This window comes from Candidatus Acidiferrales bacterium (assembly GCA_035934015.1).
Lineage (GTDB): Bacteria > Acidobacteriota > Terriglobia > Acidiferrales > UBA7541 > DAHUXN01.
Genome location: DASYYH010000023.1, coordinates 234,855 through 250,423 on the forward strand (window position 1 = coordinate 234,855; position 15,569 = coordinate 250,423).

The window sequence follows — 15,569 nt, forward strand, 5'->3', positions numbered from 1 at the left end:
CAACAGCCTCCGTCCCGTCCCACCATAACCGCTCGCCCCGTTTTCGGCAATAGGACTCCGTACCAACTCGCCTCGGAGGCAGAAGCTTTCATGATCCGCACCGCGATACTCGTCAACATGGGCTGGCATATTGAGGAATAACTTCACATTACGCTTTCCCATGCCAATCGACACTCACAACTTCGTTAGGGTAGTGGGCAGTGTCCGATTATCCGACTGTACGTCCAACTTGAATTCAAAACAGCGGCCAGCCGAGACCGTGATTGAATTCGCCAACCTGGTAAGAACGCAGCCTATATCATTGAAGAGTAGATACTGGCGTGATATACGCATTGGAATGAGGCTCCCTGACATCCCAACCTCAGTCGCTTTTTGGGCCGGCGTAGCCACTTTGTTGGGTGCGGCTGGTGCGTGGTTCACGTTCACAGCCACAGTTTTAAGTTCTCGTCGGGAGACATACCAAGGCATTCGGAATCTGCTTGTCGGTCTTCACGCAGAACTTGACTTGGTATCTCAATGGGCGAGCGGTGGTGAAGGAGACCCCGGATACGTGCTTCCGGAAGACTTAAAGACGCTCACAAAAGTACAGAAGGACTGGTTTAATCCGAGTCGTTTCATCTTCACTTTAGAAACTCCCACTCTTCAGAATTTCACAAGGTCTCAATACATCCGTCATCTGACTGCGATTGTCCAGCCGCTCGTCAAATTGAATTACTCGTTTCGCCGCCTTTTTGAATTTCACGCTGATTATCGCGCCTTCGTGAACAACAGTCCCGCCTTGTATACAAGTGTGTTCAAGAAGCTCAAGGACCCCCAGAGTGTCTATTTACCTGCAGAGGCTGACTTCATGAATTTTGTGTTTGGAATGAATCATAGATTGCATCAGAACTTAATCGGCGGCGAGAAAACGTCAGACGAGCTTTGCTTATATAAGGCCTTCCGTTCCGCGAAGAGTGCCCTCGCACAGTTCGAAGCGCAGCTGCAAGTAGAGCCTCTGCCGCGGTGGTTCTGGATACTTCACGTCCTAGCCTCGTGCCTGACATTTATTGCAGTGTGGCAAGTATTGCGTTGGTTTTCGATTCTGAAGGGTTGAACGAGCCGCAGATTTAACGCTTGACGGCTGATTAGCGAATTGACGCCGAGCTACTTGCCTGATTAACGTGCTAAGATGAGACACACCCTCAAGTGCTTGGTAAACGCGGAAATCGGAAACTGAACTACTACCTTCGGTCCGAATCTCTGTTACAACTTCAGTTAACTCGTACTATATGTACCCAGACAGTCATGATACCTAGACTCATCTTCGCCGCGCAACTCGCCCTCAGCGGAGAACGACGGTGGGGTCTTCCCTCCGTCTGACTTTCGATCCTAACCGCCAAACTCCAGCGGCCCGAGCCTGTTCTCATTTCCCATCTACCCAGTCTGCTACATCCTAAATTTTCGCTTGACAACTAGTTAACTCTATGGTACACAGTATCTAGCGGCCTGGGAAAGTCAGGCTGCGAACGATAGCGCTGGAAGTATGCCAGGCCACGGCGACGTGGCCTTTTTGTTTTCTTGAAGCGCCGTAGCCGCACTCTAGCGAAGGGGCTCCATGAAGCGCATTAGCCGGATTGGAGGCGAAGGAGTTTCGCTTTTTGTTCGTTTTTGTGATTTCTAATCGCTAGAGATATGAATAATTAGAACTCGATGCAACTGACACAAAACAAACAACGGGAGGCCGTTCTAATCGCTGATTCTTTCGGTTTTTTAAAAAACTTTGCGATTTCGGACACTCGCCTCCGTCCGCCATTTTTCCCGATTCGGGAAGTCGCCCGCCCCCTCAGGCTTGCCCGCAGCGGCCCGTTGACCTCGGATCAGCGCAAATTTCTAATCGGGACAGCAAAGCTCAGTGACTTTGCGCTAACCACTCGCAAAACCAATCACTTGCCTTTTTCTAATCGGGACAGATTCTCATCCCTTCCTCTTTGCGCCGCTTTGCGCGCAAACGCTTCGTCTTTCGCTTGCTCGCCACTTGCCACTCGTCACTGGTCACTGCCTTTAACTAATCGAGTTTCTATGGGAAATAAGAACTCGAGGCAACTCACACAAAACAAACAGTCGGACTCATTTCTAATCGAGTTTTTTCGCCATTTTCTTCGTGTCTCTGTCCGTTCTCGGACACTCGCATCTCGCTCGAATCGATGTGCACACGGTTCTTTTCCATCGGCCGCTTTCCCCGCGCCCGTTTTTCGGCCTCCGCAATTTCTTGTGGCCTCTCCACTTGCCGATCTCGATCTCCGCGCAAACGCCCCGCAGACCATTTTGGATGTTGACCCGGGATACCCAAATTCGAGAAACTATCGCTTTGCGGCCGGGTACCGAGTCAATTTTGAAGCGCCTGCCTGCCAATGCAACCACGCGGCTCCCGGCCACAGACGCAATCATTCACAGGCAAGCAAGCGCAGTGAGGACAAACAATGAATTCGCCGATTGGTGAGCTGCTTCCTCCGAATCGCCTGATGCTGACTCCCGGCCCTTCGCAGATTGACCCGCGCGTCTATCGCGCCATGTCCACTCCGATCGTCGGCCATCTCGATCCATGGTTCCTCGAAATGATGGGCGATCTCCAGGTCCAGCTTCGTCAGGTTTTTCAAACGCAAAATCGTCTCACGTTCCCCATATCAGCCTCTGGTTCGGGCGGCATCGAAGCCGCCGTCCTCAACCCGCTCGAAGCGGGCGATGAAGCCATCATCTGCGTCAATGGCGTTTTCAGCGAACGAATGGCCATCATCGCGGAGCGCACTCCCGCGAAAATCATCCGCGTCGAAGCGCCATACGGCAAGCCTTGCGATCCCGATGATGTCCGCCGCGCAGGCAAGGGAAAGAAAATCAAAATCGTCGGCGTCACGCACGGTGAAAGTTCCACCAGCGTTGTCACCGATCTCGATAACGTGCGCAAAGTCGCCGATGAACTCGGCGCGCTCCTCGTCGTCGACACCGTTTCCACTCTTGCCGGGATGCCCATCAACGTTGACAAGACGAAAATCGACATCTGCTTCAGCGGCTCGCAGAAGGCTTTGAGCGCACCTCCGGGAATGGCGCCTATCACCGTCAGCCCGCGCGGCGAGGATGTTCTTCGCGCGCGCAAGACGCCGGTGCAAAGCTGGTATTTCGATTTGACCACCACCATGAATTATTGGGGTAAGGAGCGCACCTATCACCATACCGCTCCCATCTCTCTCGTTTTCGCCATGCGCGAAGCGTTGCGCATCGTTCTCGAAGAAGGACTCGAAGCGCGCTGGGCGCGGCATGCCGAAAATCGCGATGCGCTGGTCGCTGGCCTCGAAGCCATGGGGCTCGAGATGTTCGTTGAAAATCCGAAGGATCGTCAGGTCACGGTCACTGGAATCAAAGTTCCGCAGAGAGTCGAAGACGCCAGGCTGCGCAATCAGTTGCTCGACGAGTTCAACATCGAAATCGGCGGCGGCTTTGGTCCGATCAAGGGCAAGCTCTGGCGCGTTGGTCTGATGGGCCACGGTTGCCAGAAAAATAATGTTCTTCTTTTTCTCGCCGCGCTCGAAAAGTGTTTGCTGGATCAGAATTTCCATTTGCCGGCCGGCGCAGGTGTTGGCGCCGCGGTTCGCAGCTACGCGGAAGCGCACGCCGCCGTCGCCACGCACAAGTAGTTTGGATTATTTTCGGCGCCGCGAATTTTGCGGCGCTAGTTGCAGGAAAAAGAAAGAGAAAAGGGAACGAGGGCAAACGAAAGATGACCACGGGAACCGTAACGCGCATTCCCAATCGCGGCATGATGAGCGATTTCGTCCGGCCATTCGAAGTCGCCTCGAAAATGACAGATGTCGTTTACCGCGTGCGCTTTTCGCACACCTGGAACGGCATCGCCACGCGCCATTCCGATACCATCGACTGCAAATTTTATGTGGATGGCAAAGGCGTCGTGCTGGGCCTCGCCCATCTAGCCTTTGTCGATTTTATGGCTCGCTGCAAACGCAATCTCACCGATCGCGAAGCAAGCTTCATCGCCGCAGAATATTTGCGCGAGCGCCTCGAGCAGGAAGACGAGCACGAACTTTACGACGTCCCAGCCGCAGAAGTGACGCGCATCATCGAAAAGCTCGGCATCCGTTAGCCGCGCACATTTGCGTCTGCGTAAATTCCTCATCCCATGCCGAAACTGATTCGACGGACTTTCATCGCGCCCGATGGGAAACTTCGCGCGATCTGGCGCGCCGCAATCTACTACGTCGCCGTGCGCTGGATTTTAGCCATACTTTGGGACCGGCCATACACCGCCATTGCAGATTGGCTGCACATCAGTTCTGGAATATCTGCCGCTGGCGACGTCTTGCTTGAGGCGGCGGTATTCATCGCGGCATTTCTTGTGACCGGCGCATTCGCGCTCTATGAGCGCCGCCGCGTCGATAGTTATGGGCTTTCTATCTCTCGCGCACTGAGGCGGGAAACTCTGGAAGGATTCATTCTCGGAATGATTGTGCCCGGGGCGATCGCGCTGGGAATGATTTTGTTTGGCGGAATGCAGATCAAAGGGCTGGCCCTCAGCGGCACAGCATTGCTGCTTTCTGCGTTCGCATGGCTCATTGCAGAAATCTGTGTAGGCATCGCGGAAGAATTCATGTTTCGATCTTATCTGCAGCAGACGCTGTGGAAGAGCATCGGCTTCTGGCCTTCCGCCACAGTGATCGCGCTCATTTTTGCCGGTGAACATTATTTCTTCAAAACCGGTGAAAACATCTGGGACGTAATCCAACTGATCTCATTCAGTCTGCTGCTGAGCTACAGCATGTTGCGCACAGGCACGTTGTGGTTTGCTGTGGGTTTTCACGCCGCTTTCGACTACATGCAACTCTTTGTCATTGGCACGCCGAATGGCGCGGATATTCCCGCTGGGCGGCTGCTGAACGTTCAATTCAACGGACCCGCATGGCTGACCGGCGGCGCGCTTGGCACCGAAGCAAGTTTTCTGATGTTCCCTGTGATGGCGCTCGTATGGTTTTTTGTTTGGTGGCGTTTTCGAAAGAATGCGCCGCTTCAGATTTAGCCTGAAGAATTTAATTCTCACCACAACTCAGAATCATTCGTACCGCAGCGCGATCATCGGATCCACGCGAAGTGCGCGGCGCGCCGGAATGTAGCACGCGAACAGCGCGACGAGCGCCAGGAGAATCGCGGCGCCCGCAAACGTTGCAGGGTCGTCCGCGCTCGCGGAAAAAAGCAAGCTTGCCATCAATCGCGTCAGACCGATTGACACAGCGAATCCGATTGCGACTCCGACGAGCGCGATTTTTATTCCTTGTTTCAGCACCATTCGCAAGACATCGCTGCGCTGCGCACCGAGCGCGATGCGAATTCCAATTTCGTGCGTGCGCTGCGCGACGGAATAGGAAATCACTCCGTAAATTCCGATGGCCGCAAGAATCAGCGCGAGCGCACTGAAAAGGCCGAGAAGCACGAGTGTAATTCTTCGCGTCGAGACGGAATCGCTAACGAGTTGATTCATGGTCGAAATCGCGAAGATGGGCTGATCTTTGTCAATCGAGGCAATCGCTGCACGAATCGATTTCATCAGCGCGGCGGGATCGACGGACGATTTCACCAGCAGGTTCATGTCGTTATTCGCTTCTTGCCGATACGGCAGATACACTTCGAGACGCGCGGGATTCGCGAGTCCGTAAAGTTTTGTGTCGCCAACCTCGCCGACAATGGTGATCCATTTCGGCGGATTCTTCCCCATGGGATCGAGGTGGCCGGACATAAATCTTTTCCCGATGGGATCTTCGTTCGGAAAATATTCGCGTGCGAGTTTTTGATTGATCATTCCGACGAGGGCCGCATTTTCGTTGTCCGCATCCGTGAACGTGCGGCCGCGAAGAAGAGGGATTCCGAGCGTGCGGAGATAATCGGAGCTGACGTCGTGGTAGTCGGGGTGCGGATAGCTTCCCGGCTTGAGCACGGGCATTCCCTCGATGGTGATGTCAGCGCGGTTGTGATTGTCCGTAAGCGGAACGACTGTTCCCACGGCGGCGCTCTCGACGCCCGGCAGAGCGCGCACGCGATCGAGAACTTGCTGCCAGAAATTCAGGACCGCGGGATCTTTCGCATATTGCTGTGTCCGCAAATCCATTTCCATTGTCAGAACGCGGTCGGGCCGAAAGCCCGGATTTACGTTCATCAGGTTGTACAAACTTTTCATCATCAAGCCCGCGCCGACGAGGAGAATCAGCGCGAGAGAAATTTCGGCAATGGCGAGAATGCCGCGCAGGCGATTTTGGCTTGCCCCTACGGTCGCCGTTCGTCCACCTTCTTTCAATTCCGTTTGAATATCCGGTTTTGTCGAATGCAGCGCAGGCGCGAGACCGAAAATAAATGCGGCGAGCACGACGACTCCCGCCGCAAAGAAGAGCACCGCGCCGTTCAAACTTACGGATGCGCCGGAAAGCATATCCATGGGAATCAACTTCGCGATCCCTTGAATGCCGGCAAACGCGAGAGCCAGCCCCAAAATGCCACCGAGACAGGCGAGAACAAAACTTTCCGTCAACATTTGACGAATGATGCGACCACGGCCGGCACCGAATGCGATGCGCAGGGCAATTTCCTTGGTGCGAGCAGCGCCGCGAACCAAGAATAGATTCGCGACGTTTGCGCAAGCGATCAAAAGAACAAACATCACAGCAGCGAAGAGGACAAGGATTGCCGGCCGCGCATCGCTCACGAACGCGTCGCGGATGGACATGAGCGCGACGCTGCACTGGTCGTTCGCCGCGGGATATTCCCTAGCCAGGCGCGCCGCGACTCCTTCCATCTCGGCGCGCGCCTGCTCGAAAGTCGCGTTTGGCGCGAGTCTCCCCATCACGACCATGTCGCCACGATCGCCACGCTCGGCGGCTGCTTCAGAATGGCCGGTGATCCAGACGCCGATCGGTTCCATAACGTCCGTTTTATCGACAGAGAAGAAATCCGGCGGCAAGACGCCAATGATCGTGAAACTGCGGCCATCGAGCGAAATGGTGCGGCCGACAGCGTTGCGGTCCCCGCCAAGATGCGATTGCCAGAGCTGATAACTCAGCAGCACGACCGGCGCGGTTCCAGATTTTTCTTCCGAGGGATCGAAATCACGGCCAAGAATCGGGTGCACGCCGAGCATGGAAAGAAAATTCGGTGAGACGGCTTCACCGCTGATGCTTTCCGGCTGCGCGACGCCCGAGAGATCGAATCCAACGCTATAAACCGCAGCCATCTGTGAGAACATATGGCTCTGCGCACGCCAATCGAGGAAATTTGGATACGAGACGCTGACGTTTCCGACCCTTGGCGTCGTCTCGTGAAGCACGATCAAGCGGGGCGGGTTCTGGTAAGGCAGAGGCCGGAGGAGCACGCCATAAACCACCGAAAAAATTGCGGTGTTGGCGCCGATGCCGAGAGCGAGCGTGAGGATGGCGATAGCGGTAAAGCCGGGATTCTTCGCAAACATGCGAAAAGCGAAGCGCACGTCTTGCGACAAATGCTCGAGCCAGGACCAGCCCCAGGAATCATGACTCACTTCGCGTAGAGCGAGGAGATTTCCAAAATGTTTTTTCGCGGTCATGTGCGCCTCCTCTGGCGGAAGCCCGGTCTCGGCGTGTTCTTTTTCGCGGAGTTCGATGTGCAGGCGCATTTCTTCGTCGAGTTCGCGATCGAACTGCGCGCGCCGGAGAAGCATCGAGAGCCGACGGGAGAATTGAGCGAACCAGTTCATTTCGTTTCTCTCACGCGGTCTGAATCACGCGGGTGATGGCGTTCACGACGCGTTCAAATTGCGATTGCTCGATCTCGAGTTGCTTGCGACCGAGCGGCGTCAATCGGTAAAAGCGCGCACGGCGATTTTCCGCCGTCGCGCCCCAGGACGCCTTCACCCAGCCTTTGACAAGCATGCGCTGGAGCGCGGGATAGAGCGAGCCTTCCTCGACCTGCAGGACGTCTTCGGAATTTTGCTGGATGGTTTTGGCGATTTCGTAGCCGTGCAGCTCGCGGCGGCGGGCGAGCGTTTTCAAGATCATGAGATAGAGAGTGCCGGGGGGAATTTCATCGCGATGCATGAGGCGCTCCTGACATAGATTGGCGATGCATAGTTAGACTATGGAATGGTAGATTGGTGAGCCGGAAAATGTCAAGCGGCAAACGAGCCGGGCGAAAGCGCTCTACTTCGGCTCAGGAACCGTGGGCTGCGGATATGCCTTCTGCAAATCCTTTTGGTATTCCGCGAAAAGCTGCTGAATGCGAGTGAACTCGGTTTTTACGGCGCTGCGCAGCTCCGGACGCGTGGCGAAATCATAGAGGATGGCAGCTTCGGTTTCCGCGTCGATCATAAAGCCGGAATGGCCGACTTCGGTGGTGGCGTCGGCGAGCATTCCGTAAGTGTGATTGGAAAAATTTGAGGACTTCGCTGTGACTTCGATTCCCGGGATTTGACTCGAGACGCTGCCGGTCTCTTCGTAGCCTTCCGGTTTGCCCGGTTCGGGAATGATGCCCGTAGCGCCGAACTGCTTTATATAGGCGAAGTCCAATTCTGCGAGTGTGGAGACAGAAATGCCATCGCGCTGCGAGCCATAGTGATCGATCTTAACTTTCGTGCCGGTGGCGAGAGCGGCGGCGCGCGCGGCGTTGTTGACCATTTCGGTGATCTGGTCGAGATAAACCGAATCCGGATAGCGGATGTAAAAGTCTGCGACTGTCTTGTCCGGCACGACGTTCGGAGCGGCGCCGCCTTCAATAATGGTTCCCTCGATGCGCGCTTCGGGGCGCATGCTGGCACGAATCGCGTCGATATTATCGAAGAGCTTGATGACCGCTTCGAGCGCGTTTCGCCCGTCCCAGGCAGTCAACTCGTGCGCGGGAGCACCGGAGAACGTGTATTTGACGCCATCGATGTTCATGCAGCACGTACCGAATCCGGCGGCGGGACGCGTGGTTACCATCAGCGAATGGCTGCGCACGATAATGTCCGCGCCTTTGAAGACGCCGGCATCCCACATGACGGTCTTGGCGTCAGGAGGCATCATTTCTTCGCCGGGAGTTCCGTAAACGGTGACGGTTCCGGGCGTGTGCGTGCGGGTCAGGAATTCCGAAATCGCGACGGCCGCCGCCATGCCGACAGGGCCTTGCGCACTGTGCTGGTCGCCGTGAAATGGACCCTGAGTCCCGCGCAGTGCGTCATATTCGAGAATGACGCCCAGGTTCGGGCCGGCTGTGCCGTGCTTATACGTAGCGACAAATGCCGTAGGCAGGCCAGCCACGCCGATGGTGACATCGAAATCGTGCGCACGGAGATAGGACGTGAGTTTGGCGACGGCCTGCGTTTCCGTGAAACCGATTTCGGGATGGCGCGTGATCCAATCGGCCATGGGAAGGAGTTCGGTGTTCATGAGTTGTTGAACGCGGGAGATGACCTCATCACGATTTTTGTCGGACGCCGTGAGTTGCGCGACCATCGAAGGGATATTCAGCGAGCGCTCAAGCTCTTGAATTTGCTTGATGACACCGGGGGCGGCGTGGCGCTCCGTATCCGTTTCTTGAGCGGTGCAAATGCCGGCGAACAACAGCAAAAACATTCCGCAGGAAATCAACTTGCGCATCGTCCGATCCATTAGCGCCTCCTGAACGCACCTCTGCCGCGATTCGCGGCGTAATATTCCACAATCGTGATGCGGACGCTAGAGTTTTCGGGGGTGATCCGCGCAATGATGGGCGGAGAAAATCGGTTCACGCGTCAGACAGGGATTCGTCAAAATTCGCGCTCATACCCGCTTCGGATGGCGACTGCTGCTCGGCAGGGTCGAAAATCTCGCCGCAGTCGAGGCATTCGAAGTACTCCTCGTGCTCATCCTTGGCGATGAGAATCGTCCTAGAGTGCAGGCAGTGCATCGCGGGCGTCTTGGAATCAGCGGCCATCAGCTAGAACCGCGTTGATTATAACATCTCGACGGCTATCGTCTCGCGAAGCTAATGCGCCGCCTGCGGTGTGGCTTTCGTTGCCTGCGCAGTTAGAATGGCGAGCACGAACGCGACCACGATCAGGGCCGGAACGTCGCCGTACAAATGCCCGCGATGCTCAGGGAATTGAAATGCCTGAACGGCCATGATGCCGCCGTGCACGATGCTGGACCAAACGGTGAACCAGATGAGACTCAAGTTGCGGAACGGCTGTCTTGCGGCGGAAAGGAGAAACACGCCGAGCGTAGCGTAAACGCCCAGAATCATCTCCAGGTACATCGAGCGACCGCTCAAGTGCCAGGCCCATCCCGCCGGCCAGACAATCGTCAAAGGATAGATGCCCACAATGAAGATGATCCCCACGAGAACAAGCGCGATGCGAAGAGCCTTGACGCTGGTATTTTCGTTCATGAAAAACCCTCCTTCGTAGTGTTCCATCTTTCTATTTCGTAAAGGGAGGCCCGATTGGCGCGGATTAAAGCATAAAGAAAAGCAATTTGCGACAATTTGTATTGCGAAATCACGGCCCATGGCCCGCATCCGGCAGTTGACAAAGTTAGAAAAGGAAACTATGGATGCTGTTCGCTTATCATTGCGGACAGCGAATCGAGGCGCGAGAAATTGGCAACAGAGACGATATTGCACAAGCGGCTCGGAGCGGCGCTTTTTTATGGTTTCATTGCGCTGGTGGCGTATTTCGTTTATTTGGTGTTTCAGCCGTTTCTCGCGCCGCTGTGCTGGGCTGCTGTGCTTGTCGTGGTGTTTGACCCGCTGAACCGGCTGCTAAAGAGACGATGGGGGAAAACGCGAGCGGCCGCGGCGTGTACGGTGCTCGTCACTTTGCTGCTCATTCTGCCGGCAATTGGTGTCGCCATGGCATTCATTCACCAAGGGCTGCAAGCGGCAGGGGCTGTGCAGCAGGAGATCAATAACGGCGGATTCGAGAAGGTGAATCGAGCATGGATCTGGCTGGCGCAACATGCTCCTGGCCAGACGCCAGAAAGCCTTTCGCAGATGCTGCACCGCGCGATCGAGGCCGTGGCCGAATTTCTGGCCTCTCAGGTCGGCGCAATACTGAAGAACGTCGCGATTTTCCTGTTTGATCTCGCGGTGACGCTCCTGGCGATGTTTTATCTCTTCCGCGACAACGAAGAGCTGATGGAGCGCGTCCGGCAACTGCTGCCGTTTGAGCGCGGGTCGCGCGAGGAGATGCTTGGCAAATCGCGGGATTTGATCTTTGCCAGCGTGACTTCGACTTTGCTCGCCGCTGTGCTGCATGGCCTGGGAGGCGGAGCGGGGTTTGCGATTGTGGGAATTTCGGCGCCCGTCTTTTGGGGCGTGGCGATGGCATTTCTTTCGCTGCTGCCGGTTGTCGGCGACCTGGTGATCTGGATACCGGCGATGATCGATCTGATCGTGACAGGGCATTGGGGAAAGGCGATTTTCCTTGCGGCGATGCTGGCAGCGGTGGTGGGCGTGGCGGACAACGTCATACGGCCTTGGCTGATCAGCGGACGAGCGCAATTGAGCGGGCTGCTGGTGTTCATCAGCGTTCTTGGCGGAATCGCCGTATTTGGAATGCTGGGGATTGTGCTGGGGCCGATCGTGGTGGCGACTGCGGCGAGCGTGCTGGAACTTTATGCGCACAGGAAGCCCAACATCGGTGAAGGAACAGCTTGACGAGCTCTGGTGGGACACAGGCCAGAGGCGTGTTAGAGTAAGCGCCGCTTGAAATGTCGGGAAAAGAAATGACTCCAAAGAAAAGTTCGCTGCCAGAGCTCAGGCCAGAGCAATTGCGGTGGACGTGCGACCCGAAGACCGTGCCGTACGCTACTTCGGCAGAAGCGCCGTCGATCGGCGGGGAAATCGGGCAGGAACGGGCGCTTCGCGCACTGCGCATGGGCGTGGAGATGACCGCCCAAGGATATAACGCGTTCGTTTGCGGGCTGACGGGCACAAGCCGCGGCGGAATGATTGTGCGCATGATCGAGAGTATCGGCCCGAAGACGCAGGCATCGCTGGACCGCTGTTACGTGAACAATTTCAAGAATGCGGACCGCCCACGCCTGCTGACGCTGCCGCCGGGGCAAGCAAATTCGTTCCGGAAGGAAATGGAGTCTGGAATTGAATTCCTGCGGCGAAGAATTCCGCAAGTATTCGAAGGCGAGCCGTTCCAAAGGCAGAAATCGCGCATCGTGGACCGCTATACGCAGCGAGAAAAAGAATTGATGGACGACTTCACGCGGCGAATCGCGCGAGAGCAATTCGCACTGGGGCGCATGCAAGTCGGAGCAGTGGCGCTGCCGGAGATTTTCCCGGTCCTCGAAGGGCAGATGGTGCCTATCGAGGAAGTTCCGAAGCTCGTGCAAGAAGGAAAGATCGAGACGACGGCGGCGGAAGACCTCGAACGGAAGTATGACCAGTTCCGGCAGGAATTCACGGTTGTCTACCGGAAAACGCTTTCGCTCTCGCGCGAGCTGGCAAGCGAGATGAGTTACCTTGAACAGGAAGCAGCATCCGTGTTGGTGGATGGAGTCATCGAGGAGTTGAAAGAGAAATATCCGAACGGGCACATCGCAGAGTATCTCGAAGAAGTACGGCACCATATCCTGGACAATCTGGATCCCTTCAAGGAGCGCGAAGGCGAAGACGAACAGCCGCCGTCGGAAGGCGGAGGAAGCCCACGGGCAGAAAGGGCAGAACGCGATCCTTTTCGCGTCTACGGCGTGAACGTGATTCTTTCGCACGGAGAGCAGGAAAGTTATCCGGTGATTTTCGAAACGATCCCGACATACGCAAACCTGTTCGGCACGATTCACCGCAGCTACGATGCGCGTGGCGGATGGAGCTCAGACTTCATGGATTTGCGGGGAGGTTCGCTGCTGCGCGCCGACGGCGGCTTTCTGATCATGTACGCGCTGGATACGCTGACAGAGCCGGGCGTGTGGCGAACGCTGAAACGCACACTGAATCACAGCAAACTCGAAATTCAGCCGGTGGACATGTTCTTTCCGTTCAGCACTCCGGCGATGAAGCCGGAACCGATCGAAGTGCGCGTGAAGATCATTTTGATCGGCGACCGCGAGATGTACGAGCTGCTTTACAACTTCGAGGATGACTTCAAGAAAATTTTCAAAGTGCGCGTAGAGTTCGATGAGGAAATGAAGTGGGGGCCGGGAGTGGTCGAGCATTACTGCGGACGGCTGCGCAAGCTCTGCGATGACGAGAAGCTGCTGCCGTTTGACCGCGAAGCCATAGCCGTACTGATGGAACACGGCGTGCGCCAAGCGGGACGACGCGGGAAAGTGACGGCAAGATTCTTCGACATTGCAGATGTGGCGCGCGAGTCGAGTTACGCCGCGCGGCAAACGGGCGCGACGCTGGCTACCGCCGCGCATGTGCGCGAGGCGCTGGAAGCCAAGATTCAGCGGCACAATCTGGTCGAAACGAAAATTCAGGAGATGATTGAGAAGGGAATGCTGCTCATTGATGTGGAAGGCGAACGCGCCGGGCAAGTGAACGGGCTGAGCGTGCTTGAGCTGGGAGGATATGCCTTCGGTAAACCGGTGCGGATCACGGCGTCGGCGGCGCTGGGCAAAGCGGGGATTATCAATATCGAGCGGGAATCGAATTTGAGCGGGCGGTTCCACGACAAAGGCATGCATATTATCTCGGGCTACCTGCGGCGAACGTTTGCGCAGGACAAGCCGCTGTCGCTGGCGGCCAGCGTGTGTTTCGAGCAATCCTATTCCGGAGTGGACGGAGACAGCGCGAGTTCGACGGAGATCTATGCGCTGGTTTCTGCACTCGCTGGCGTACCGATCCGGCAGGATTTGGCTGTGACGGGTTCCGTCAATCAACAGGGCGATATCCAGCCGATTGGCGGAGTGAATGAGAAGATCGAAGGATTTTATGATGTATGCCGCGTGAAAGGGATGACCGGAAAGCAAGGCGTCCTGATTCCGATTGAGAATGTGGATGATTTGATGTTGCGCGAAGACGTGGTTCATGCGGTCGCGGCCGGCAAATTCCATATTTATCCTGTTGCGCGGATTGAAGAAGGAATCGAAATTCTTACGGGCACGAAAGCGGGCAAGCAAAATGCAAACGGAAAGTTCGAAGAAGGAAGTGTTTTTGCGCTGGCCGACGCGCGGCTGCGCGAAATGGCCAAAACCCTCAGCGAATTCGAATAGCAAAGCCGCGATTTCCCATGTCCTGCCGCAGAGTTAATCTCTTACCCCGTCGATGCGGTTAAGACACTTTCCAAACGAGAACTGTCACCAGCGGTTTTTGGGCGATTCACTTCATGTGTGGAATTAGCAAAGGTCAAGGCTGGACTCGCGAAGGCTAGAGCAGCGGCTTCAGTGTGAACGTGAAGGTGATGAGCTTGCCATTGCGGCGCACGGTAAAAACATGCTGGACGGCGCCCTGACACAGGAGGGCGCGAATGTCGTCGAGAGTGCCTTCGGATGTGGGATTGCCATCGATTTTTTCAATCATGTCCCCCGCAGCCATGCCAGCGTCTTCCGCAGGAGACTTGGGAATCACCTGAGCGACTTCAAAGGCGTGGAAAGCGGGAGGGATCGCGACAAGCACAAGGCCGCTCATGTCCTCGACGAAGCGATCGGGGAAATGCTTGTTGGGCTCGAGATAGAGGAGATGCGCGGGATAGTCGATGTAAATATTGAAGCGATTGAGAATTTTGCCGCCGAGCGAGCCAGCGAAATCGGAAGGAATATGCGTATCCGAGGAGGCCGATTTGCCGGGGAAGGCCGCGATTGGGTCCGAGAGGGTGATCTTTCCAAACTGAATTTCGCGCAAGCGACCGAGGCGCCCGGCCGAATCGGAATCCGAGGATGTGGTGTCAGGGAAAAAAGGGATTGTGCGCTCGGTGGAACCTCGCAGGTCATGCGACGACGCGAAATGCGGCGCGAATTGGATGGCTTCTGTCTGTCCTGTAGCAATCGAGAAGAGGCCATGAAAACTTCCCCGATGGGGTACGGAGACTTTGGCTTCGATGACTGGGACGCCACCAAGAAGCTGCAGCGGCAATTTCACGGCAGACGCGAAGTATTGGAACGACTTGGGATCGTAAAAGCGAACCGACTGGCGGTCGTAACTGATGGCAACGACGAGCTGGCCGACGGCGTCGGCGCCGAGAACGCCATCAACCGCGTGACCGATTCGCGAGGAAAGATCGCCGAAGGACTCGAGAGCCAGCGAAGGAATGGTGATTCTGAGGCCCGGAAAATCGAGTGTGGCATTTGAGATGAATTTTCCGGCAGGGTCTCCGGAGCCAGGCACATGGAGGCCGAGCGCCGCGGCGCGAATGTCGTCTATAGAGGAAGTGGCGCGTGAAGTATCCAGCAAGAACCAGGAGGGCCGGCCGCCATTGATGCCGACGGGGAGGAAGACGAGGTCATCAGAGATTTCGACAGGAACTTGGGCAACATTGCCGCCCAGCGCAAACTGGACGGCGGCGTTTGATTGCTGCGGCGATGACGGAGATTGATTCTTCTCTCGATGTGCGAAGTTTGCGCGCGCCAACCCACCCGACAAAAGAGCGAAGAATAAGA

At 56.1% G+C, this 15,569-nt stretch carries 12 protein-coding genes; 6 read left to right on the forward strand and 6 right to left on the reverse strand.

The annotated features are described in order from the left end of the window. Positions 1–337 precede the first annotated feature (337 nt). From VGR81_11790 to VGR81_11805, 4 genes are all read left to right on the forward strand, one after another. A complete protein-coding gene (locus VGR81_11790) occupies positions 338–1,093 on the forward strand; it encodes a hypothetical protein (protein HEV2289625.1) in 756 nt (251 codons plus the stop codon). 1,366 nt (positions 1,094–2,459) lie between these two features. Beyond that, a complete protein-coding gene (locus VGR81_11795) occupies positions 2,460–3,668 on the forward strand; it encodes an alanine--glyoxylate aminotransferase family protein (protein ID HEV2289626.1) in 1,209 nt (402 codons plus the stop codon). Between the two features lie 83 nt (positions 3,669–3,751). Beyond that, positions 3,752–4,132, forward strand: a complete 381-nt coding sequence (locus tag VGR81_11800; protein HEV2289627.1) for a hypothetical protein — start codon at positions 3,752–3,754, stop codon at positions 4,130–4,132. Positions 4,133–4,168: 36 nt separating this feature from the next. After that, positions 4,169–5,062, forward strand: coding sequence for a type II CAAX endopeptidase family protein (locus VGR81_11805; protein HEV2289628.1), 894 nt, complete (start codon positions 4,169–4,171; stop codon positions 5,060–5,062). 33 nt (positions 5,063–5,095) lie between these two features. Here VGR81_11805 and VGR81_11810 read toward each other — a convergent pair whose 3' ends face one another. From VGR81_11810 to VGR81_11830, 5 genes are all read right to left on the reverse strand, one after another. Then, a complete protein-coding gene (locus VGR81_11810; protein HEV2289629.1) occupies positions 5,096–7,759 on the reverse strand; it encodes an ABC transporter permease in 2,664 nt (887 codons plus the stop codon). A 10-nt stretch (positions 7,760–7,769) separates the two neighbouring features. Then, a complete protein-coding gene (locus tag VGR81_11815; protein ID HEV2289630.1) occupies positions 7,770–8,099 on the reverse strand; it encodes a PadR family transcriptional regulator in 330 nt (109 codons plus the stop codon). Between the two features lie 102 nt (positions 8,100–8,201). Beyond that, positions 8,202–9,647: a peptidase dimerization domain-containing protein gene (locus VGR81_11820; protein HEV2289631.1), complete on the reverse strand. Its 1,446-nt coding sequence runs from the start codon at positions 9,645–9,647 to the stop codon at positions 8,202–8,204. 115 nt (positions 9,648–9,762) lie between these two features. Then, on the reverse strand, positions 9,763–9,951 hold the full coding sequence (locus tag VGR81_11825; protein HEV2289632.1) for a hypothetical protein: 189 nt from the start codon (positions 9,949–9,951) through the stop codon (positions 9,763–9,765). Positions 9,952–10,002: 51 nt separating this feature from the next. Beyond that, entirely contained in the window at positions 10,003–10,404 is a 402-nt protein-coding gene (locus VGR81_11830) for a DUF6632 domain-containing protein (GenBank protein ID HEV2289633.1), read from the reverse strand. 210 nt (positions 10,405–10,614) lie between these two features. Here VGR81_11830 and VGR81_11835 point away from each other — a divergent pair, with 210 nt between their 5' ends. Beyond that, entirely contained in the window at positions 10,615–11,673 is a 1,059-nt protein-coding gene (locus tag VGR81_11835) for an AI-2E family transporter (protein HEV2289634.1), read from the forward strand. A 68-nt stretch (positions 11,674–11,741) separates the two neighbouring features. After that, positions 11,742–14,186, forward strand: a complete 2,445-nt coding sequence (locus VGR81_11840; protein ID HEV2289635.1) for an AAA family ATPase — start codon at positions 11,742–11,744, stop codon at positions 14,184–14,186. Positions 14,187–14,340: 154 nt separating this feature from the next. Here the strand turns inward: VGR81_11840 and VGR81_11845 are convergent, their stop codons facing one another. Continuing rightward, entirely contained in the window at positions 14,341–15,540 is a 1,200-nt protein-coding gene (locus tag VGR81_11845; GenBank protein HEV2289636.1) for a PDZ domain-containing protein, read from the reverse strand. Positions 15,541–15,569 lie beyond the last annotated feature (29 nt).